Source organism: Bradyrhizobium huanghuaihaiense, from assembly GCF_007830635.1.
GTDB lineage: Bacteria > Pseudomonadota > Alphaproteobacteria > Rhizobiales > Xanthobacteraceae > Bradyrhizobium > Bradyrhizobium huanghuaihaiense.
Window position 1 is genome coordinate 78,352 of record NZ_VLLA01000016.1, and the last position, 21,708, is coordinate 100,059.

The 21,708-nt window shown below is 64.3% G+C and carries 22 protein-coding genes; 16 read left to right on the forward strand and 6 right to left on the reverse strand.

Annotated elements, in window-relative coordinates; translation table 11 throughout:
* Positions 1-310 precede the first annotated feature (310 nt).
* A complete protein-coding gene (locus IQ16_RS27950) occupies positions 311-487 on the reverse strand; it encodes a hypothetical protein (RefSeq protein ID WP_035666847.1) in 177 nt (58 codons plus the stop codon).
* Positions 488-654: 167 nt separating this feature from the next.
* Between IQ16_RS27950 and IQ16_RS27955 the strand changes: the two genes are divergently transcribed.
* From IQ16_RS27955 to IQ16_RS27985, 7 genes are all read left to right on the forward strand, one after another.
* Positions 655-1,383: a LuxR family transcriptional regulator gene (locus tag IQ16_RS27955; protein WP_018644488.1), complete on the forward strand. Its 729-nt coding sequence runs from the start codon at positions 655-657 to the stop codon at positions 1,381-1,383.
* An 83-nt stretch (positions 1,384-1,466) separates the two neighbouring features.
* Positions 1,467-2,126, forward strand: coding sequence for an acyl-homoserine-lactone synthase (locus IQ16_RS27960; RefSeq protein WP_026312221.1), 660 nt, complete (start codon positions 1,467-1,469; stop codon positions 2,124-2,126).
* Position 2,127: 1 nt separating this feature from the next.
* Positions 2,128-2,346 (forward strand): hypothetical protein, encoded by a 219-nt coding sequence (locus tag IQ16_RS27965; protein WP_018644490.1) that lies wholly within the window; start codon positions 2,128-2,130, stop codon positions 2,344-2,346.
* Positions 2,347-2,645: 299 nt separating this feature from the next.
* The gene (locus IQ16_RS27970) at positions 2,646-3,563 is read left to right on the forward strand and encodes a branched-chain amino acid ABC transporter permease (protein WP_018644491.1); all 918 of its coding nucleotides are present in this window, start codon (positions 2,646-2,648) and stop codon (positions 3,561-3,563) included.
* Positions 3,560-4,504 (forward strand): branched-chain amino acid ABC transporter permease, encoded by a 945-nt coding sequence (locus tag IQ16_RS27975; protein ID WP_018644492.1) that lies wholly within the window; start codon positions 3,560-3,562, stop codon positions 4,502-4,504. Before IQ16_RS27970 ends, IQ16_RS27975 begins: the two co-directional genes overlap by 4 nt.
* Positions 4,497-5,264 (forward strand): ABC transporter ATP-binding protein, encoded by a 768-nt coding sequence (locus IQ16_RS27980; RefSeq protein ID WP_026312222.1) that lies wholly within the window; start codon positions 4,497-4,499, stop codon positions 5,262-5,264. Before IQ16_RS27975 ends, IQ16_RS27980 begins: the two co-directional genes overlap by 8 nt.
* On the forward strand, positions 5,257-5,970 hold the full coding sequence (locus tag IQ16_RS27985; RefSeq protein WP_018644494.1) for an ABC transporter ATP-binding protein: 714 nt from the start codon (positions 5,257-5,259) through the stop codon (positions 5,968-5,970). The genes IQ16_RS27980 and IQ16_RS27985 overlap by 8 nt, the downstream gene beginning before the upstream one ends.
* Before the next feature lie 118 nt (positions 5,971-6,088).
* On the opposite strand, the gene IQ16_RS27990 is transcribed toward IQ16_RS27985, so the two are convergent.
* Entirely contained in the window at positions 6,089-6,490 is a 402-nt protein-coding gene (locus IQ16_RS27990; RefSeq protein ID WP_018644495.1) for a hypothetical protein, read from the reverse strand.
* 455 nt (positions 6,491-6,945) lie between these two features.
* Between IQ16_RS27990 and IQ16_RS27995 the strand changes: the two genes are divergently transcribed.
* Both IQ16_RS27995 and IQ16_RS28000 read left to right on the forward strand, forming a co-directional pair.
* Positions 6,946-7,488, forward strand: a complete 543-nt coding sequence (locus IQ16_RS27995; protein WP_145831865.1) for a hypothetical protein — start codon at positions 6,946-6,948, stop codon at positions 7,486-7,488.
* A 111-nt stretch (positions 7,489-7,599) separates the two neighbouring features.
* Complete coding sequence (locus IQ16_RS28000; protein WP_018644497.1) at positions 7,600-8,931, forward strand: lipase family protein; 1,332 nt, start codon at positions 7,600-7,602, stop codon at positions 8,929-8,931.
* 18 nt (positions 8,932-8,949) lie between these two features.
* On the opposite strand, the gene IQ16_RS28005 is transcribed toward IQ16_RS28000, so the two are convergent.
* Positions 8,950-10,386, reverse strand: a complete 1,437-nt coding sequence (locus tag IQ16_RS28005; protein ID WP_145831866.1) for a glutamine synthetase family protein — start codon at positions 10,384-10,386, stop codon at positions 8,950-8,952.
* 151 nt (positions 10,387-10,537) lie between these two features.
* Positions 10,538-11,896: an aromatic ring-hydroxylating dioxygenase subunit alpha gene (locus tag IQ16_RS28010; protein ID WP_018644498.1), complete on the reverse strand. Its 1,359-nt coding sequence runs from the start codon at positions 11,894-11,896 to the stop codon at positions 10,538-10,540.
* Between the two features lie 113 nt (positions 11,897-12,009).
* Between IQ16_RS28010 and IQ16_RS28015 the strand changes: the two genes are divergently transcribed.
* Both IQ16_RS28015 and IQ16_RS28020 read left to right on the forward strand, forming a co-directional pair.
* Positions 12,010-12,795 carry an IclR family transcriptional regulator domain-containing protein gene (locus IQ16_RS28015; RefSeq protein WP_018644499.1) on the forward strand — a complete coding sequence of 262 codons (786 nt, stop codon included), beginning with the start codon at positions 12,010-12,012 and terminating at the stop codon, positions 12,793-12,795.
* Between the two features lie 155 nt (positions 12,796-12,950).
* A complete protein-coding gene (locus IQ16_RS28020) occupies positions 12,951-13,283 on the forward strand; it encodes a PRC-barrel domain-containing protein (RefSeq protein ID WP_018644500.1) in 333 nt (110 codons plus the stop codon).
* A 102-nt stretch (positions 13,284-13,385) separates the two neighbouring features.
* On the opposite strand, the gene IQ16_RS28025 is transcribed toward IQ16_RS28020, so the two are convergent.
* Both IQ16_RS28025 and IQ16_RS28030 read right to left on the reverse strand, forming a co-directional pair.
* Positions 13,386-13,781, reverse strand: coding sequence for a group II truncated hemoglobin (locus tag IQ16_RS28025; RefSeq protein WP_026312224.1), 396 nt, complete (start codon positions 13,779-13,781; stop codon positions 13,386-13,388).
* Between the two features lie 240 nt (positions 13,782-14,021).
* Entirely contained in the window at positions 14,022-14,945 is a 924-nt protein-coding gene (locus tag IQ16_RS28030) for a helix-turn-helix transcriptional regulator (protein WP_283812194.1), read from the reverse strand.
* A 106-nt stretch (positions 14,946-15,051) separates the two neighbouring features.
* On the opposite strand from IQ16_RS28030, the gene IQ16_RS28035 reads away from it, so the two are divergent.
* The 5 genes from IQ16_RS28035 to boxB all read left to right on the forward strand — a co-directional run bounded on the left by IQ16_RS28035 (position 15,052) and on the right by boxB (position 21,592).
* Positions 15,052-16,593, forward strand: a complete 1,542-nt coding sequence (locus IQ16_RS28035; protein WP_026312225.1) for a benzoate-CoA ligase family protein — start codon at positions 15,052-15,054, stop codon at positions 16,591-16,593.
* Positions 16,594-16,822: 229 nt separating this feature from the next.
* Positions 16,823-17,641 (forward strand): alpha/beta fold hydrolase, encoded by an 819-nt coding sequence (locus IQ16_RS28040; protein WP_018644504.1) that lies wholly within the window; start codon positions 16,823-16,825, stop codon positions 17,639-17,641.
* Between the two features lie 18 nt (positions 17,642-17,659).
* A complete protein-coding gene (locus tag IQ16_RS28045) occupies positions 17,660-18,184 on the forward strand; it encodes a DUF309 domain-containing protein (RefSeq protein WP_018644505.1) in 525 nt (174 codons plus the stop codon).
* A 120-nt stretch (positions 18,185-18,304) separates the two neighbouring features.
* Positions 18,305-19,993, forward strand: a complete 1,689-nt coding sequence (boxC, locus tag IQ16_RS28050; RefSeq protein WP_018644506.1) for a 2,3-epoxybenzoyl-CoA dihydrolase — start codon at positions 18,305-18,307, stop codon at positions 19,991-19,993.
* 147 nt (positions 19,994-20,140) lie between these two features.
* The gene (gene boxB / locus IQ16_RS28055) at positions 20,141-21,592 is read left to right on the forward strand and encodes a benzoyl-CoA 2,3-epoxidase subunit BoxB (protein ID WP_018644507.1); all 1,452 of its coding nucleotides are present in this window, start codon (positions 20,141-20,143) and stop codon (positions 21,590-21,592) included.
* Positions 21,593-21,708: the final 116 nt, after the last annotated feature.

Sequence of the window (21,708 nt, forward strand, 5' to 3'; positions counted from 1 at the left end):
AGGGAGGAGGCTAAGTCTCTCTCGTGTCCCGGACGCGCTGCAACGCATTTAGCGTTGCGGCGCAGAGCCGGGACCCAGAAAGCCAGAGAGGAAGTTGCGGATGGATGGGCCCCGGCTCTGCAGCGCATCGTCGAAGAGACGCTGCGCTGCGTCCAGGGCACGCAAGCGCGGCCGGTTTATCACCCTCTCCGCAAGGGGAGAAGGAAACCCAACTTCTCTTTCAGAGTGTTTCGACTAAAATCTGCGCGTTCAGATGGAAGGGCGTCCTCGCGCGATCTGTTGCATCGGCGTCGCTTGCTGCAACTGCGTTTTAGCTCGCAGGGCCCTCGGGCAAAACGTTGCCCGCCAACTTCGCGCGCTCGCTCCGCAGCACCTCGCGCGCGAACTCGATGATCTTCTGCTTGTTTGCCGTTTCGCGCACGGCGAAAAACACGCGGTTCAATTCCAGGCCGAGCACGCTGTTGAGGGCGATGTTCTCGTCGTCCATCGTGATTTTCCCGCTTTGTACGCCTTTAGGTGTAACTTGACGCCACTTCTTCCACAAGTAGATTAAAGCCTTGGAGCAGGTCGCTACCGGTAAACTACGGGACCAGCGAATTGAGGCAGCCCTCGAATACGTGCTATACCGGACGGTGTGGGTCAGGGAATGCACCGATGTCCGCCGTAGACTATGGCCGGGAGGCGCTCGACTTCATTGAAGGTCTTGGGGCTTATCGCAAGGTCCCGGACGCCATGAATGCGCTTGAAGTCGCCTTCGGTCGCTTCGGCTTCGAAACCATCATCGTGACGGGGCTGCCGAATCCCGATCAGCGCTTTGCGCAGATGGTGCTCGCCAAGCGCTGGCCCGCGGGCTGGTTCAGCCTGTACACCCAGAAAAATTACGATCGCGTCGACCCGGTGGTGCGGCTGTGCCGGCAATCGGTCAACCCGTTCGAGTGGTCGGAAGCCCCCTATGATGCCGAACTCGAGCCTGACGCGGCCGAGGTGATGAACCGCGCCGGCGATTTTCGCATGTCGCGCGGCTTCATCGTGCCGATCCACGGGCTCACCGGCTATGAAGCCGCGGTGTCGCTCGGCGGCGTTCATCTCGACCTCAATCCCCGCAGCAAGCCGGCGCTGCACCTGATGGCGATGTATGGCTTCGACCACATCCGCCGTCTGCTCGAGCCGGCGCCATTTCCCTCGACGCGGCTCACCCCGCGCGAGCGCGAGGTGATCTCGTGGGCCTCGCAGGGCAAGTCGGCCTGGGAGATCGGCGAGATCCTGCACATCACGCAGCGCACGGCCGAGGAGCATCTTGCAACCGCCGCGCGCAAGCTCGGCGCGGTCAACCGCACGCATGCAGTGGCGCTGGCGATTCGCGGCAAAATCATCAATCCGTAAGCGACGTACTGGGAAATTTCCCAATATCGAACCTGCGTCTTTTGGCAGATTCTTTCCCCCATTGAGGCTGAATGGGGGTTTTCATGATTCACGCAATTTCCGCAGTCAATCGCCACCTTTACGAGGACGTGCTCGAACAACATTTCAGGCTGCGCCACGACATCTTCGTCGAGGAGCGGCGCTGGGAGACACTGCGCCGGCCCGATGGCCGCGAGATCGATTCCTATGACGACGAGGATACCGTCTATCTGCTTGCGCTGGAGGGCCGGCGCGTCGTCGGCGGCCACCGGCTCTACCCGACGACCAAGCCTTCGATGATGAGCGAGGTCTTCCCGCATTTGGCCGCGGTGCGCGGTTGTCCCGCAGATCCCTTGATCTGGGAGTGGTCACGCTACTTCGTCGTCCGCGACCGCCGCGACGGCGCGCTCAACCTGCAACTGATGGCGGCGGTGCAGGAGTTCTGCCTCAATCAGGGAATCGCGCAGGTCAGCGCGATCATGGAAACCTGGTGGTTGCCGCGCTTCCACGAAGCCGGCTTCGTCGTGACGCCGCTCGGCCTGCCGGCCCTGGTGGAGAACGCGTGGACCATGGCGGCCACCATCGACATTCGTCGGCAGACGCTCGATGCCCTGCATGATCGCATCGGCATGGCTTCGGTCGTGCAGCAGGACGGCCCGCTTCTGGACGCCGTCGCCCGTGCCAACCTCTGCGGTCTTGCTGCCGCGCAACGAAAGAGCGCCTGAGATGTCGAACATGATGCGGGACAGCCAGATCATGGCGCAAACCCAGGACGAGAACCTCGGCTACATGTCCGACATGGCGCTCGAGCTGGCGCAGATGGCGGAAGACTCCGGATTGACGACGCTCGCCTATCTGTTCCGGATGGCGGCGCTGGAGGCTTCGACCGTCAACAGCGTGCTCGCCGAGCCGGAGGATTTTCCTCAGCAAATGACGTCGCACTAGACGCATCCTTGCTTCATTCAACGACGTTCGCACCCTCTCCCCGGTCGGGGGGAGGGTGATGTCATTGGGTGCGGCAGCTTGCCCCATCCTGCGCGGCAGCCTTTTTGCATTGCGAGGCGCGCCTCGGTCTCATGTGCCGGGATGCAACAAAGTGCATGTTTGGTGTCGAATCGCTCTTGCCTCGGAACGATACTGCCATTACCCATTTTTCCGCCTTGATGAGGCAGGGGGAGCTCTTTCACTGATGGCGACTGTGTTCGAACATCGGCGCGCGTCCGTATGCGCCTGAAAGAGTTTTGATGCTGCTCGTCGTCGAACAGTTTTTGAACGGATTGCAGTTCGGCCTGCTGCTGTTCCTGCTCGCCGCCGGCCTGACGCTGGTGTTCGGGATCATGGATCTCGTCAACCTCGCGCACGGCTCGCTCTACATGATGGGCGCCTATTTCGCCGCGACCTTCGCGGCCTGGACCGGCAGCTTCCTGCTGGGTGCGCTGATGGCACTCGGGGCTACGCTGGTGCTCGGCATCGTGCTCGAGGTGACGGCGCTGCGGCATCTCTACGGGCGAGACCATCTCGACCACGTCCTGGCGACCTTCGGCCTGATCCTGTTCTTCAATGAAGCCGTGCGGCTGATCTGGGGGCCGGCCGGCCTTGCGCTGCCGCTGCCGGCCTGGCTCACCGTGCCGGTGCCGATCCTGCCCGGCATTCACTATCCCGCCTATCGGCTCGCGATCATCGCGGTGGCGCTGCTGGTCGCGCTCTTGCTCTATCTCGGCGTGATGCGCACCCGCATCGGCATGCTGATCCGCGCCGGCGCCTCCAACCGCGAGATGATCGGCGCGCTCGGCATCAACATCAAGCTGCTCTACACGCTGGTGTTCGGCTTGGGGGCCGCCCTCGCCGGGCTGGCTGGCCTGATGCAGGCGCCGATTCTCACCGTGCAGATCGGCATGGGTGAGAACATTTTGATTCTCGCCTTCGTCATCATCGTGATCGGCGGCATCGGCTCGATCCGCGGCGCGTTCCTGGCCGCGATCTTCGTCGGCATGATCGACACGCTCGGCCGCGCCTTCCTGCCGAATCTGCTGCGGCAGGTGTTGAGCGGCGCCGCGGCCTCCACCGCCGCGCCCGCGCTGTCCTCCATGCTGATCTATCTCCTGATGGCGATCGTGCTGGTGGTGCGGCCGGAGGGGCTGTTTCCGGCCAACCGTCGATGAAGAGTCTGAGCGTGAGCAAGGCCGTCACGGCCCTGATGCTGGCGGGCCTCGTGCTGCTGCCGCTCTATTCGTCGCTGTCCGGCAACATCTTCATCATGACACTGTTCACCCGCATCGTCATCCTGGCGCTGGCGGCGGCGAGCCTCAACCTCATCATGGGTTTTGGCGGCATGATGAGCTTTGGCCACGCCGCCTATCTCGGCATCGGCGGCTACGCCGTCGGCATGCTGGCGCAGGAAGGGGTAGGTTCCGGCTTCATCCAGTTCCCGGTCGCGCTCGCGGCGTCCGCGATCTATGCGCTCGTGATCGGCGCGCTCTCCTTGCGCACCCGCGGCGTCTATTTCATCATGATCACCCTGGCCTTCGCGCAGATGGCCTACTACGTCGCCTCGGGTCTGGCGCGCTATGGCGGCGATGACGGCCTCACCGTCTACAAGCGCAGCGATTTCTCCGGGCTGATCAACCTGTCGGACCGCACGCAGTTCTATTATCTCTGCCTCGCCTGCCTCTTTGGTGTGATCTTCCTGATCTGGCGCATCGTCAATTCGCGCTTCGGCCTCGTCGTGCAGGGGCTGCGCTCCAACGAGCAGCGTATGCAGGCGATCGGCTTTCCCGCAAAACGCTACCAGCTGGTCTGCTTCGTCATATCCGGCACGATGTGCGGCCTCGCCGGCGCGCTGCTCGCCAACAATACCGACTTCGTCAGCCCGGCCGTGATGTACTGGACGCGCTCCGGCGATCTCATGGTGATGGTGATCCTGGGCGGCATGGGCACGCTGTTCGGCCCGATCATGGGCGCGGTGGTGTTCCTGCTGCTGGAGGAGTTCCTGTCGCAGATCACCGAATATTGGGCGCTGATCATGGGGCCGCTGCTGCTGCTGATCGTGCTGTTCGGCCGTGGCGGCATCATGGGCATGCTTGGGAGGGCTGGCCGTGGCTGAACCCTTGCTCCGCGTCGAAAAGCTGGTGCGCCGCTTCGGCGGCATCGTTGCGACCGACAACGTCTCGCTCGACGTCGCGGCTGGAGAGCTGCACGCCATCATCGGCCCGAACGGCGCCGGCAAGACCACGCTGATCAGCCAGCTCACCGGGCACCTCGAGCCGCATTCCGGCAGCGTCTCGCTGGCGGGGCGCGATATCACCTATCTGCCGGCCTATCGCCGCTGCGCGCTGGGGCTCGCGCGCTCGTTCCAGATCACCTCGCTGCTGCTCGACTTCACCGCCGCGGACAATGTCGCGCTCGCCGCGCAGGCGCATGCCGGGACCTCGTTCCGTTTCTTCGCCAACGCGCGCAAGGAGAAGGGTCTGCGCGATGCCGCGCACGCCGCGCTCGACCGTGTCGGTCTCGGCCATCGCGCCGATGTCGTGGTGAACAGGCTCAGCCATGGCGAGCGGCGCGAGCTCGAGCTTGCGGTCGCGCTCGCGAGCAAACCGAAGCTGCTGCTGCTCGACGAGCCCATGGCCGGGCTTGGTGTGACCGAATCGCAGCGCATGGTGAAGCTGCTTCAGGAGCTGCGCAAAGAGGTCTCGATCGTGCTGGTCGAGCACGACATGCCTGCGGTGTTCGCGCTGGCCGACCGCATCTCGGTCTTGGTCTATGGCCGCGTCATCGCCTCCGGCGATCCGGCCGCGATCCGCGCCAATGAAGAGGTCAAGCGCGCTTATCTCGGCGACCAGCATGTGGTGACGCATCATGGCTGACACGCTGCTCGAGGTCGACGGCATCGAGACCTGCTACGGCCTGTCCCAGGTGCTGTTCGGCCTGTCGCTGTCGATCAGCTCGGGCGAGATGGTGTCGCTGATGGGCCGCAACGGCATGGGCAAGACCACGACCATCCGCTCCATCATGGGTCTGACCCCGGCGCGATCAGGCGCGATCCGTTTCGCGGGCGCCGAGGTGCGGCAGCTTCCCTCCTACAGAATTGCCAAACTCGGCGTCGGCCTGGTCCCCGAGGGTCGCCAGATCTTCCCGAACCTCACCGTCCGCGAAAATCTTGTCGCCGCCGCCGCGGACCGTTTCGACAGCCGCAATCCGTGGACGCTGGCCGCGATCTACTCCTTGTTCCCGCGGCTTGCCGAGCGCGCCGCCAACATGGGCAACCAGCTCTCCGGCGGCGAGCAGCAGATGCTCGCGATCGGCCGCGCGCTGATGACCAATCCGAAGCTGCTGATCCTGGATGAAGCGACCGAAGGCCTCGCGCCGCTGATCCGCGAAGAGATCTGGAACTGCCTGTCGCTGCTCAAGAGCCGTGGGCAGTCGATCCTGGTCGTCGACAAGAACGTCGACCACCTCGCCCGCATCTGCGACCGCCACTACATCATCGAGCGCGGCAAGACGGTGTGGAGCGGCACGTCCAGCGAGCTGATGGCCGAGCCGGATCTGCAGCACAAATATTTGGGTATTTGAGCCCCACTCCAGCAGCGTCGTCATTGCGAGCGCAGCGAAGCAATCCAGAGTCTTTCCGCAGAGGGATTCTGGATTGCTTCGCTGCGCTCGCAATGACGGAAGAGATAGACGAGATCTCTCACCAATAGATCCCATGCCGATGCAGCTCTCGGATCACGCGGGCCTCGGTGGAGGGCTGGCGGCGCTTGGCTTTGGTCGTTTCAGTCGCGCTCCTCGTCACCGGTGCGGTCGTTGGCGAAGCTGGCGCTGCGGTGGTCGGGGTTGCCGCTGTTGTGGGAGCGGGAGCCGCCGCCGGGGCTGTCGACGCCGGCGCGGTCGTTGCCGTCTGGACATTCGGAGCCTGCGCTGCCCCCTGGGTCGCCTGCGGCGGGACAGGTGCCGTCGTGGCCGGCTGCTCCGCCTGCTGGCTCGCATTGCTGGCTGCCAGGCTCAGGCTGCGCGAACCGCCGGCATAGGCCTCTGTTGCGAGCAGCGACATCGCTGCGATCAGGATCAGCTTGCGCATGGCAAACTCCATCATCTGGTCAATCCGTCTTACCCAATTCGCGAGCTACCTGTGGCTAGCGCGCGAGGCGGTGCAGGCCGATCTCGATCAGGGTGGCCCGGCAGGACAGGCGATAGATCAGGCTCACCAATTGACCCCACATGACCGAACTCCGTTGTTGATCACGACTGGACTCTAGCCCTGTCGTCTTTCCAGCGGTTTTCGCCGGGCGACGAAAATGGCTTCGTCGGACGGGGCGGCATGTCGTCGGAACGGGCGGGACGAAGTCGTCTCACAGGGCTGTGAGGGGCGGGGCCGCTGGGCGATAGCCGTGTTGAGCGAACCAGACGATGTCCGTTGCGATCAACCCATATCAGAGGTAGTAAGGGCCGGGGGTCTTCGCGGAAGATCATTTGGGAAAATGTCACCGCGCGAGCATGACATCGCAACCTGACGGGAATTCTCATCGTCTGCGCTGGAGAGCCGGCCTGTTGCTGCTCGTCGTCCTGCCTTTCCTCCCGGAATTGGTGATATTGCTCACCTCTCTCTTCGCCGGTCTGTCGGGATGCCGGCCCGCCAGCGATGCTGGCTGCCCGATCGGCACTTCTGCGGCGGAGATCATCCGTCGTTCGCTGGATGCCGGTTTTGTGGTGGGCTCCCGCTTTGGCGACGGCCTCGCCGTGTTGTGGCTCGCGGCCTGCTGCTGGCTGATCACGCTGGGGTGGGCCCGGTTATGGTCCCGATTGCTGCTGGCGTTTGCGGTCAGTCTCGTCTGCGCATTCGTCCCCTATTTCGGCCCGATGCTTTCGATCAGCCATCTCGTCAATCCCAAATGCTCACCCAACGAGGGAGGCGTGGGTGACTGCATCGTCTATGGCGGCGATGTCGGCGGCGCGGCGCACCAAGTGGTCGGCCTGGGCTGGAGGATTCTCGAGGGCGCTCCGATCGCGATCGGGATATTCGTTGTCTATGCCGTCGTCGCGGTGGTCACCGATCTGCGTGCGAGGAGGCAGGCTCTCCGGTCCCTAGGCTGATTCTCTTCACCGACCTCCCGCTTAGCCGGTCTTCACGCGATATTGCCAAAAAAGGGCGGCTATGGTCTCATGCAGCCATAGATTGTCGTTTATATATTTGGAGACGTTGCCATGCGGTTTCGTTTCGCAGCACTTCGGGTCATTTTTGCCAGCGCGGGTGCCGCCATCTGGCTTTCGTCGGTTCAGACCGCCGCGGCTCAGTCCAACGATCCCGACATTCTGGCAGCCTATGCCTACAGATATGCGGACTATTACCTGCCTTATGCCATCCAGTCGTCCACGGCCTACAAGCCGGTCGGCACACTGAACACGATGCGTGATGCCGGCCTCGGCGAGGAAGTCGATTACGCGGTCCAGAATGCGATTCCCGCCACGCAGGAAGATCTCAGGGGATACGCGCGGAAGATATTCAAGCCGTGGCGCTATCAGTTCGGCAGCGAATCTTACCTCACTTGCCTCGATCCGGCTGACGAAGCCTGCAAGGCAGCTTACGCTAGGCGCGGCTGGGATTTTGGCAGCGGCCCGACATACCAGGTATGGGCTCGGACGCGTGCGGCTGCGCGCAGCTCCTGCAGCGAGGTTAGCATTGCGTTCCGCGGCACCGTCGGGCTTTCCGGAGGCGACTGGTACTCCAATCTCAGCCGGTTCGGTTCGCCCTACGACGACTATTATAAGCAGCTCCAGCGCAACGTGGACACGATCATGAAGCAGATCCAGAATCTGGACTGCTACAAGCGGGCTGCCAGGAAACCGCAGATCGTTTCGACGGGGCACTCGCTTGGTGCAGGCCTCGCGCAGTTCGTCGCGCTTGCGACCAGGTCCGGCGGTCCTCGGATCGCCAAGGTGCTCGCGTTCGATCCATCCCCGGTGACCGGCGCGCACCTCGTCAACAAGGCGCTCCTGACCGAAAACGTCCAAGGCCTCGTCATCGACCGCGTCTATGAGACCGGAGAAGTCCTGTCATATGCCCGCGCCGCCGTTCAGGAATATCCGCAGGCAAGGTCACGCTGCAATCCGCAGGTGCGAACGGTCGAGGTCAAGGCTGCACGTGGTTCGTCCATCGGACTGCATGGAATCGAGCTGCTCGCGACCAACCTTGCGGACCTCACCTACAACGAAGGCAATTCGTTGGGGTACCGCGCGCCGGTCACGCTGGTTGGTGGCTGCGACGTCATCTATCGTCCCGATACGGACGAGCAGTTGATCGTGCGCGGCGGCAACCAGCGAGAAGTCGGGTTGCGACGCGTTTACGCGCGAAGTGCCGGCCGGCTCGTCGCTACGAATCAGGCCAATCCAGCGCTGCGCGCAGGCGTGACACGGGCCGGCTTCCGCCAGCCGAATGGTGAGTCGGGGACCCGCATGGCGACCGGCCCGGCCGCCAATGCGTTCGCCCTTGCGGCCGGAGGCCTACCCAGCTTCACGCCGCTGCCTCGTGCAGAATGACGGGAGCTGATTGCTGACTCAGAACATCTCGAAATATTCGCGATGCTCCCAGTCGGTGACCTCGGCCAGGAAGCGGTCGATCTCGGCGTTCTTGATGTGGGTGTAGTAGTCGACGAACTCCGCACCGAACTTTTCGCGGAAGAACGGGTCGTCCTTCAGTGCGGCGACAGCATCGCGCAAGCTCTTCGGCAGCAACGGCGCCTTGGTCTCGTAGGGCGTGTCGGCCGAGGGGCCGGGATCGAGCTTGCGGTCGACGCCGTCGAGGCCTGAGAGAATCTGCGAGGCCATGTAGAGGTAGGGATTGGCGGCGGGCTCGCCGATCCGGTTCTCCACGCGCGTAGCGGCATCGTTGGCGCCGCCGAGCACGCGGATCATCACGCCGCGATTGTCGCGGCCCCAGATCGCGCGGTCCGGCGCCAGCGAATAGGAGCGGTAGCGCTTGTAGCCGTTGATGGTCGGCGTGGTGAACACGGTGGACGCGCGGGCGTGGTCGAGCAGGCCCGCGAGGTAGGACTTGCCGAAGGCGCTGAGGGGCTCGCTGCCGTCATTCGCCATGAACTGGTTCTCAGCCGTCGCGCGCGAGACGATCGACTGGTGCAGATGCCAGCCGCTTGCGAATACGTTCGGCAGTTTCGGCCGGCACATGAACGTAGCGTGATAGCCGTGGCGGCGGGCAATCTGCTTCACGGCGCTGCGGAACAGCACCATGTTGTCGGCGGGCTCCAGGCCTTTTCTCGGCGCGAAGGTGAATTCGCACTGGCTCGGCCCGAACTCGACCTCGACCGAGCGTAGCGGCAACCCCAGCGCGACGACATCGCGTCGAAGAATCTCCAGCACCGGCTCCATCTGATCGAAGCGCTGCTCGGTGAGATATTGATAGCCGTGGCTGAGCAGGCTCACCGACGGCGGTGTGCCGGGCTGGCCGGCGTCCTCCACGCGCATATGCGGGTCGTCGAGCCTGAAGATGTGGAATTCGACCTCGAGCCCCGCGACGAAATCGTAGCCGCGCGCGCCGAGATCATCGAGCACGCGCTTGTAGAGCCCGCGCGTCGCGAACGGCACGGGACGTCCGTCATTGAAGTAGAGGTCGCACAGCACCCAGCCCGTCGCCGGCGCCCACGGCAGCACGCGGAAGGTGGTGGGATCGGCGACCATCAGCACGTCGGCCGCGCCCTCCATCTCCTTCATGCCGAAGCCGCCGCCCGACGTGAACACCGGAAACACCGTGCGGTGCGAGGTGTCCTTGGCGAGCATGGTGGTGGTGATGGAGCAGCCGCTCTCCAGCGAGGCGATCGCTTCCGACGCGATGATGGTCTTGCCGCGCAAAATGCCGTGCTGATCGGGGAAGGCGAGGCGGATGACCTCGAGGTTCCTGTCTTCGACGATGCGGCGCATGCGCACCGCGGCGTCCTTCTGCTCATCCGACCACAGCGCATGGCGCGCGACGAAAGTCACTTTGCTACTCCTTCAGTCGTGAGGCGCGAAGCATGCGCCACATTCTCCGTCATTGCGAGGAGCTCTTGCGACGAAGCAATCCAGAGTCCCTCCGGAGAGGCAGTCTGGATTGCTTCGCTGCGCTCGCAATGACGAGGATAGGCCGTCACTCTTACTCCGCTGCCGTCAGCCGGTGCACGTTGTCCGCGATCTCCTTCGGCACCGGCGCGGTCCACGGCGCGCCGCGGCGGCGCTTGACGTCGACCTCCATCCAGTAGGTTTCCCAGCCCCGCGTCGGCCCGATGCCGTCCATGGTGGCCGGCCCCTGGATGCTGCGCGCATTGGCCTCGTCCAGGAACAGCATCGGCTTCTCGCCGCCCTGGACCTTCTCGATCTCCTGCCGCAGCAGGCGGCGGTACTGAACGATCGCCTTGTCGGATTGTCCGAGATGCTCCTTGGTGCGGTCCTGGATCGCGCCCATCGATTCCACCGCCCACTGGTCGTGGACGTTGATGTCGGTGCCCATACCGGTATAGGTCGCGGTCTGCTGCTCGTGCGGATCGAAACCGTAATCGTTGCTGCGGTTCTTGCGCGAGACGTAGTCGGGCAGCTCATAGAGCTCGAGCCGCTGGTCGCGCATCTTCTGCTTGTCGACCGGGTTGGTGTAGCTGGTGAAGATCGCGTACCAGTAGCAGTTCTCGTCATCGACAGGCACGTGCCACTGCGTGATCGTCATCTCCGTGCTCATGGGGATGACGAAGCCGTGCGGAAAGAGCTGGTTGGTGACGCGCACATGGGTGCGCTCCTCGTCGATCTCGCGCAGCGCGATCAGCCGCAGGCCATATTCGGTGTGCTCGACATTGATGATCGGCCGGTCGTATTCGCGCAGGATCTTCGTCATCGGCAGGTCGGAGCCGGCCGAGGCGCCGCGGAACTGCTTGCCATAGGCGGTCGAGGTGTCCTCGTCCTCAAAGAAGCGATGCAGATAAGAGGCGTGGGCGGGATCGATGCCGACTTCGAGCGCCTGCAGCCAGTTGCAAGCCATGTGGCCCTTGAACGCGAACGTGTGCGTGCCGGGCGCAACAAAACAGTCGATCTCCGGGAATGCGGGCGGCTCACCCTCGCCGAGATAGGCCCAGAGGATGCCGCTCTTCTCCACCACGGGATAGGAGCGCTGGCGGATGTTTTGGCAGAGCTTTGAGTCCTTCGGCTCGGCCGGCGTCTCGATGCACTGGCCGGTGGCGTCGAACAGCCAGCCGTGGAAGGCACAGCGCAGGCCGCCATGCTCGAGCCGTCCGAAGGCGAGGTCGGCGCCGCGATGTGCGCAGTGGCGGTCGATCAGGCCGTAGCGTCCAGTCTCGTCGCGGAACAGCACCAGATTCTCGCCGAGCAGTTTGACGGGACGGATCGGCCGCGCGCCCTCCAGCTCGTCGACCAGCGCCGCCGGCTGCCAGTAGCTCCGCATCAGCTTGCCGCAGGGGTCCTTCGGCCCGGTGCGGGTGATCAGGTCGTTCTGCTCCTGGCTCATCATGACGAGTGCATCCTTTGTGGAGTGGCGTTTGTTCGCCTATTGAACGAATGGGCGAATTATGACATGCCTTGGAGCGGCAGCAAGCACTATTTTGCAGGATTGTCCCTGAGACCATGCCCAAGCTGAAGCGGAGCGAGACTGACAAGCGGGCGACGGATTTCGTCGAGGCCCTCGACCGCGGCCTGCGCCTGCTTCAATGCTTCGGCACGACCGCAGGCCCGATGACGCTGAGCGATCTTGCCCGCGCTGCCGATCTTCCGCGCGCGACGGCGCGGCGCATGCTGTTCACGCTCCAGCGTGGTGGTTTCGTCAGTGGCGACGGAAAACTGTTCTCGCTGACGCCGCATGTGCTGACTCTGGCGGCGTCGTACCTGCGGTCCAGCCAGCTCGTCACGGTGCTGCAACCGGTGCTCGATCGCGTCGCGACTGCGGCGAACGAAATCTCCTCGCTCGCGCTGCTCGACGGCGACGACGTCGTGTTCGTTGCGCGCAGCAGCCCGGCGCGCATGTTTTCGGGTGGGCTCGAAATCGGCTACCGCCTGCCGGCCTTCTGCACCTCGGTCGGCCGCGCCATGCTCGGCCGGCTCGACGATGCCGATCTCACCGCGCGCCTGACGGCGATGAAGCGGGAGGCGCTGACGCCGCAGACGGTGATAGACCCGAAGGCGCTGCTCGCGCGCATCACCGCCGACCGTGCGCTGGGCTATGCGCTGGTCGACCGCGAGGCTGAGCCGCATTTCCGCTCGATCTCGGTCCCCGTCCGCCGCTACGATGGCGTGATCGTCGCCGCCATCAACATGGGCGCCCATGTCGACCGCGTGCCGGCGCAGGAACTGATCGACCGCTTCCTGCCGCTGCTGCGTGAGGGGGCGGAAGCGGTGCGATCGCAGCTGCTGTAGCCCCGTAGCCCGGGTGAGCCAACGGGTCGGCGCGAAGCGCCGCCCGATGACAGGCTCCGCGATACCCGGGAAGCGGTCGCGAGACCCCGGATGTCGCTTCGCTCATCCGGGCTACGGGACTATAATGCGCTCCACACAAGACTAGGGAGCACGCCATGCAACACACCATGGTTCCCAGTGATCGCGTGCAGCACGTCACCGTCTATGGTTGTGACGGCACGAAGCTCGGCACGATCGAGCGGTTGATGCTCGACAAGGTGAGCGGAACGGTCGCCTACGCCGTGATCAAGACCGGCGGCCTGCTCGGCACTCATCACCATTATCCGGTGCAGTGGAGCGCGCTGAAATATGATCCGGCCCGCCAGGCCTTCCAGGTCGAGCTGACGTCGGAGCAATTGAGCAGCGGCCCCTGCGAGTTCGATGGCGAGGAGTTCGATTGGGGCGACCGCTCGCGGCCCTACCAGCATCCGAATTACTGGTCGATCTAGCCGCGTCGGGAATATTGTAGCCCGGGTGAGCGAAGCGATACCCGGGAAGCCAAGACCCCGGATGTCGCTTCGCTCATCCGGGCTACGCCACGGTGAGCAGCCTCACGTCCGGTTGCGCATCCAGTCGGCGAGGCCTGATATCGCGCTATCGAGATCCTTCCGCGCGGCGCTGTCTGTCACCGTCTCCTCAATCGCGCCACGCATGCAGAGCATCCACGCATCGCGCTCGGCGTCCCCGATGGCAAAGCCGATATGGCGCTGTCGCAGCCGCGGATGTCCCTTCTCGGGGGTAAAGAGCCGCGGGCCGCCGGTCCATTCGGTGAGATAGCGCTTCAGCACGTCCCGGATCAGGCCGAGGTCGGCCGCATGCATGGCGCGGATGATTTTCGCTTCCGGCAGCGTGTCCATGCGGTCGTAGAAGCGGTCGACGAGACGATCGATCGTGGCGCTGCCACCGATCCGCTCGAACATGGAGATTGCGACGTCGCTATCGGTCATCATGGATCCCAGGGCTTGCTATTGGGCGTTGATATAGTGGCATCGCGGCGCGCCTACAAACTCCACTGTCGTCCCGGCCTAGTTGCGCAATTGCGCACGGGGGCCGGGACCCATAACCACCAAAGGTAGTTTGGCGAAGACTGGTCGTTCGGGATTGGCAGCGCGCACAATCGATGGATTACACGGTATGGGTCCCGGCGTTCGCCGGGACGACAGCGGTATGTGCCGCGAGAGATTGCCCTACAGCGCCACACTGCGCAGCCCGAAGCTGCGGGCTTCGTTCTGCAGCACCGGCCGCACCGCATCGATCAGGCGCGCCGCCGCGGCATCGACCGACAGTCCTGCCGTATCCACCACTGCGGTTGCGCGCGAATACAGCGGCTCGCGGCTGAGCAGGATGTTGCGCAGCTCCGTCATCGCCGAGCGATCATCCGCCATCGGGCGCAGGTCGCCCTGGCGGCGCACGCGGGCCATGTGCTCCTCGGGCTCGGCCTTCAGCCAGATCGTGTAGAACGACGACAGAATCTGGTCAAAGGTCAGCGGCTCGGAGACGATACCGCCGCCGGTCGCCAGCACCATCAGCTCGTTGCGCGCGAGCAGTTGCTGCAGCGCCGCCTGCTCCATGCGGCGAAAGCCTTCCTGGCCGTAGAGCGCGATGATCTCGGCGACCGAGAGCCCGTTCTGCTGCTCGACCTCCTTATTGAGCTCGACAAAGCTCCAGCCGATCTTCTTCGCAAGCATCCTGCCGAGTGTTGATTTGCCGGCGCCGCGCAGGCCGATCAGCGCGATGCCGCAGAACGGCGCGCGTCGCGGCGCGGACGCGCTGCCGCCAGTGAGCAGATCCTTTGCCTGCGCGATCTGCGCCGGCGTCGCCTTGCGCAAGAGGTCGCGAAACATCTGCCAGTCCGGCGTCGGGTCGGTTGAGGGAAGCAGGTCTTCGAGATGGGCGCCCATCGCGCCGGAGACGCGGCGCAGCAGCACGATGGAGACGTTGCCCTTGCCGCTCTCGAGCTGCGCGATATAGCGCTCCGAAATCCCCGATACCTTGGCGAGCACTTTTCGCGACATGCCGCGCAGCGCGCGCATGGTGCGCACACGCTGGCCGAGCTGTTCGAGGAAGCGGGATTCGGCGTCGGGACTGTCGGTCATGAGCCTTCTTTGCAGGTGTCCTGCGGCGCGTTTTAATGAAACATAGTGCCTGCTGGCATTGACAGCAAGCCGCCGGAGTGTCTTTCTATGAATTATAATTCTAAATTCGGGAGAGATGTCCGTGAGCGAGGGATCCTATAACGCGGTGACCTGGCTGCTCGACCGTAACGTCGAGGAGGGGCGTGGCAACAAGCTCGTCTTCGACGACACCGTTTCGCGGCTCAGCTATGGCGAGCTCCAGCAACAGACCCGGCGCGCCGCCAACATGCTGCGCCGGCTCGGCGTCCGCCGCGAGGAGCGCGTGGCGATGATCATGCTGGATACGGTCGACTTCCCGATCGTGTTCCTGGGGGCGATCCGCGCCGGCATCGTGCCTGTGCCGCTCAACACGCTGCTGACGGCGGATCAGTACGCCTACATCCTCGCCGACTGCCGCGCGCGGGTGCTGTTCGTGTCGGAGGCGCTGTATCCCGTCATCAAGGACGTCGTCGGCCGCATGCCCGATCTCGAGCATGTCGTGGTCTCCGGCGCCAAGCAGAACGGTCACAAGCAACTAGCTGAAGAGATCGCAGGCGAAAGCGACCAGTTCACCACCGCCGCGACGCACCCCGATGAGCCCGCGTTCTGGCTCTACTCGTCGGGCTCGACCGGCATGCCCAAGGGCGTGCGCCATCTGCATTCGAACTTGCAGGCCACCGCAGACACCTACGCCAAGCAGGTGCTCGGCATCCGCGAGAGCGACGTGTGCCTGTCCGCCGCAAAGCTGTTCTTCGCCTATGGCCTCGGCAACGCGCTGACCTTTCCGATGTCGGTCGGCGCCAGCGTGATCCTCAACAGCGAGCGGCCGACGCCGGCGCGCATGTTCGACCTGATGAACCGCTACAACCCCTCGATCTTCTACGGCGTGCCGACGCTGTTCGCGGCCATGCTCAACGACGAGACCATGAAGAACGAGCGCGGCGGCGGCGTCTTGCGCATCTGCACCTCCGCCGGCGAGGCGCTGCCGGAATCCGTCGGCAACAACTGGAAGGCGCGGTTCGGCGTCGACATCCTCGACGGCGTCGGCTCGACCGAGCTGTTGCACATCTTCCTGTCGAACGCGCCCGGCGACATCAAATACGGCTCGTCCGGCAAGCCGGTGCCGGGCTACGCGGTGCGGCTCGTCAACGAGGCCGGCCAGGACGTTGCCGATGGCGAAGTCGGCGAGCTCCTGGTCGATGCGCCCTCGGCCGGCGAGGGCTACTGGAACCAGCGCCACAAGAGCCGCCGCACCTTCGAGGGACCGTGGACCCGCACCGGTGACAAATACATCCGCGACGCGGAGGGCCGCTACACCTTCTGCGGCCGCGCCGACGACATGTTCAAGGTCTCCGGCATCTGGGTCTCGCCCTTCGAGGTCGAGAGCGCGCTGATCACGCATCCGGCAGTGCTGGAAGCCGCCGTCGTGCCCGAGGCCGATCCGGAAGGACTCTTGAAGCCGAAGGCCTTCGTCGTGCTGCGCCCCGGTGCGAAGACGACGGAGCTGCAGGAGACGCTGAAGGAGCACGTCAAGCAGAAGATCGGCCCGTGGAAATATCCGCGCTGGATCGACGTGGTGGAGTCCCTGCCGAAAACGGCAACGGGGAAGATCCAGCGGTTCAAGCTGCGGGAAGGGACGAATTGAGTGTGCGAACTGCACTTGCTTACCCTCCCCTGGAGGGGGAGGGTCGGCACGCGATCGAGCGCAGCGAGATGCGTGACGGGGTGGGGTGATCTCTCCACGCGGGCACTGCATCTGCGGAGAGACTGTCACCCCACCCCGCTTCACATCTCGCTACGCTCGCTGTGAATCGACCCTCCCCCTCCAGGGGAGGGTGGGCATCTCGGCCTTGGCTAGGAATGGGACTTCGACCATGACCAACCTCACCCCCACCGGCTTCCTCAGCATCGATGGCGCCAGCCTCGAATACAAATGGCTCGCGCCGCTGGCCGCCGACGCTCCCACCATCGTCATGCTGCATGAAGGCCTCGGCTCGGTCGGCCTCTGGGGCGACTTCCCGGAAAAACTCCTGCAGGCGACCGGCGCCGGTATCTTCGTCTATTCGCGTGCGGGCTACGGCCAGTCGAGCCCGGTCACGCTGCCGCGGCCGCTCGATTACATGCAGCGCGAGGCGCTGGACGTGCTGCCGAAGCTGCTCGACGCGATTCAGTTCAAGCGCGGCCTGTTGCTCGGCCATTCCGATGGTGCCTCGATCGCGACGATCTATGCCGGCGCGCATCAGGATCATCGCCTGAGCGGCCTTGTGCTGATCGCACCGCATTTCATCGTCGAGGACATCTCGGTGAAATCCATCGCCGCGATCAAGACGGCTTACGAGACGACCGACCTGAAGCCAAAGCTCGCGCGCTGGCACAAGGACGTCGACAACGCCTTCCATGGCTGGAACGGGGCCTGGCTCGATCCAAAATTCCGCGACTGGGACATCTCGGAATATCTCGCCTACATCCGCGTTCCCGTCATGGTCCTGCAAGGTGCAGGCGACCAATATGGGACATTGCGCCAGGTCGAAATTGCGCAGGAAGAGTGCTATTGTCCGGTCGATTTTAAAGTCATTTCAGAAGCGGGCCATTCCCCGCATCGTGAAGCGCCGGGGGCGACGCTTGACGCGATTGAGCAATTTGCAAGAGCGGCCCTGCGCGACGACCAGGGACTTCAGGGACACGCCGCATGACTATGCGGAGGCACATCTGTGAATGTGCCTTCACATGCAAGCGGTCCGCTGCCGTGGCCGCGATGGGCCTATGTGCCGGGCGAGACCGGCGGCGTTGACGCCGATTACGAGACGCTTCGTCTGGCAAAGGCGCTGGTACCCTCGGCCTTCCGCGGCTACGTGCCGGCGCGGCATCCGGCGCTGCGCTACGGCCTCGCGCTCAACGACCGCGGCTATTTCTGGGAATCGCAGGAGGTGCTGGAGGCCGTGTGGGCCGCAGCGCCGCAAGGCGGCCGCGAGCGCATTCTGCTGCGCGCCTGCATCCACATCGCCAACGCGAATCTGCGGCTGCGGATGCAGAGGCTGCACTCGGCCGCGCGGCTGTTCGGTGACGCGCAGGCCGAGCTGCGGGCGCTGAGCACGCGCAAGGCGGCCGCCGGCGGCGACGGCTTTGTCGAGAGCTTTCCGATTCCGGCGCTGACCGCGCTGCTGCAGGCCAAGCTCGGCCGTCCCCAGCTCTCCAAGGCCGACTGGATTGCGCTTGGCGCTATCGTGCGGTCCTAGCCATCCGCATGAAACAAAGTGCATGCATGAGCGGTTAAGGGCTAGACGCCTCCCAAAAGATGCACTATTGTGCATCTAAAGGTAAACGCCAGAACGCATAATCAAGCTCAAGGGTGGCCCATGGCCGGGGAAGATCGGCGCCTCGCAGGCGGTGCGACATTCATCGATTTCCAGACCGAACCGTCCCGCTACAAGCACTGGAAGCTCGCGGTCGACGGCGATGTCGCGACGCTGACCATGGACGTCGACGAGAATGGCGGCTTGTTCGAGGGCTATCTGCTCAAGCTCAATTCCTACGATCTCGGCGTCGACATCGAGCTCGCCGACGTGGTCCAGCGGCTGCGCTTCGAGCACCCGGAAGTGAAGGTCGTGGTGATGCGCTCAGCCAAGAACCGCGTGTTCTGCGCCGGCGCCAACATCCGCATGCTCGCGGGCTCGACCCATGCCCACAAGGTCAACTTCTGCAAGTTCACCAACGAGACTCGCAACGGCATGGAGGATTCGTCCGAGAATTCCGGCCAGCGCTTCATCACGGTCGTGAACGGCTCGGCCGCCGGGGGCGGCTATGAGCTGGCGCTCGCGACCGACCACATCATCCTCGCCGATGACGGCTCGTCTGCTGTCGCGCTGCCCGAAGTGCCGCTGCTCGCGGTGCTGCCGGGCACCGGCGGCCTCACCCGCGTCGTCGACAAGCGCAAGGTGCGCCGCGACCACGCCGACTTCTTCTGCACCATCGAGGAAGGCGTGAAGGGCAAGCGCGCCGTGCAGTGGCGTCTCGTCGACGAGATCGCGCCAAACTCGAAACTCGAAGGCAAGATCGCCGAGCGTGCCAAGGAGTTCGCGGCGGCCTCGAAGCGCAAGGGCAGCGGCAAGGGTATCGCGCTGACGCCGCTCAAGCGCATCATCGGCGAGACCGGCATCCAATACGGCTTCGTCAGCGTCGACATCGATCGCACTGCGCGCATCGCCACCATCTCGATCAAGGCGCCCGAGACAGCGCCGCCCGCCGACATCGACGGCATAATGGCGAAGGGCGCTGCATTCTGGCCGCTCCAGGTCGCGCGCGAGCTCGACGACGCCATCCTTCACTTACGCATCAACGAGCTCGAGATCGCGATGCTGGTGTTCAAGAGCCATGGCGATCGCGCCCATGTGCTCGCGCACGACGCCTTCCTCGAAGCCAACAAGGCGCATTGGCTGGTCAACGAAATCAGGCATTACTGGAAGCGTGTGCTGAAGCGCATCGACGTCACCTCGCGCACGCTGGTGACGCTGGTCGAGCCCGGCTCCTGCTTTGCCGGTACGCTGGCCGAGCTCGTCTTCGCCGCCGACCGCTCCTACATGCTGATCGGCACGCGCCAGGGCGACAACCGTCCGCCGCCGTCGATCGAGCTCTCCGCGATGAATTTCGGTCCGTACCCGATGAGCCACGGGCTGACCCGGCTGGAATCGCGCTTCCAGGCCGATCCCTCCGACGTCGAGCGCGCCGAAGCAACGCTCGGCACCGCCCTCGATGCCGAGCAGGCGGAAGAGCTCGGCCTCGTCACCTTCGCGCTCGACGACATCGACTGGGACGACGAGGTCCGCGTGTTCCTCGAGGAGCGCGCCAGCTTCTCGCCCGACAGCCTCACCGGCATGGAAGCGAGCCTGCGCTTCGTTGGTCCCGAGACGATGGAATCAAAGATCTTCGCCCGCCTCACCGCCTGGCAGAACTGGATCTTCCAGCGCCCCAACGCGGTCGGCGAGGAAGGCGCACTGCGCCGCTATGGCAGCGGCCAGAAGCCGAAATTCGATATGACGCGGGTTTAACGATCTTCGTGTCCCGGGCGCGGCGCAGCGCGAAGCGGTGCGACGCAGAACCGGGACCCACACAGACCGAGCAATAGGTCCCGGCTCAGCAGTGCAGCACTTCGCGCCGCACTGCGTCCGGGACAAGAGAGCGCAAGGAGCACGGCCATGAACATGAACATCATGAACGTCGACTACTCGACCAAGATTCCCAACAACGTGAATCTCGCCGAAGATCGCCAGGTGCTCAAGGCCCTCGAAGGCTGGCATCCCGGCTACATGGACTGGTGGAGCGACATGGGGCCGGAAGGTTTCCAGGAATCGCTGGTTTACTTGCGCACCGCTTACTCCGTCGATCCGCGCGGCTGGGCCAAGTTCGACTATGTCCGCATGCCCGAATATCGCTGGGGCATTCTCCTCGCTCCCCAGGAAGAAAATCGCGTCGTTCCCTTCGGCGAGCACTATGGCGAGCCCGCCTGGCAGGAAGTGCCGGGCGAGCATCGCGCCATGCTGCGCCGCCTGATCGTGATCCAGGGTGACACCGAGCCCGCGTCGGTCGAGCAGCAGCGCCATCTCGGCAAGACCGCGCCCTCGCTCTACGACATGCGCAATCTGTTCCAGGTCAATGTCGAGGAAGGCCGCCATCTCTGGGCGATGGTCTACCTGCTGCAAAAATATTTCGGCCGCGACGGACGTGAAGAAGCGGATGATCTGCTGCGCCGCCGCTCCGGCGATGCCGACGCGCCGCGCATGCTGGGCGCCTTCAACGAGGCGACGCCGGACTGGCTGTCCTTCTTCATGTTCACCTACTTCACCGACCGCGACGGCAAGATGCAGCTGCACTCGCTGGCGCAGTCGGGCTTCGATCCGCTGTCGCGCACCTGCCGCTTCATGCTGACGGAAGAAGCGCACCACATGTTCGTCGGCGAGACCGGGATCACCCGCGTCGTGCAGCGCACCTGCGATGCGATGAAGGCGGCCGGCATCACCGACCCCGCCGACATCGCCAAGGTCCGCGCGCTCGGCGTCATTGATCTGCCGACCATCCAGAAGAAGCTGAACCTGCACTATACGTTGTCGCTCGACCTGTTCGGCTCGGAGGTCTCGACCAACGCGGCCAACGCCTTCAACGCCGGCATCAAGGGCCGCTATCACGAGACCCAGATCGAGGACGATCACCAGCTCAAGAACTCCACCTATCCGGTGCTCAAGCTGATCAACGGCGAGGTCAAGCTGGTCGACGAGCCGGCACTGACCGCGCTCAACATGCGCCTGCGCGACGATTACAGCCAGGACTGCGTCAAGGGCATGCTGCGCTGGAACAAGGTGATCTCAACCGCGGGCTACGACTTCAAGCTGACCCTGCCCAACGTCGCCTTCCACCGCCACATCGGCGAGTTCAAGGACGTGCATGCCACGCCCGACGGCATCCTGATCGACGATGCGACCTGGGCGAAGCGCAAGGACGAATGGCTGCCCTCGACTGCCGACGGCGACTTCATCACCTCGCTGATGCAGCCCGTCACCGAAACCGGCAAGTTCGCGTCCTGGATCTCGCCGCCGAAGGTGGGCATCGACAACAAGCCCGGCGACTTCGAGTACGTGAAGATCGAGTCGTAGGCGGTCCTTCACCTCTCCCCGCTTGCGGGGAGAGGTCGGATCACATCGCAGATGTGATCCGGGTGAGGGGGGACAGGTGCGGCGACAATCTCCCGTGGGGAGAGAGGCCCCTCACC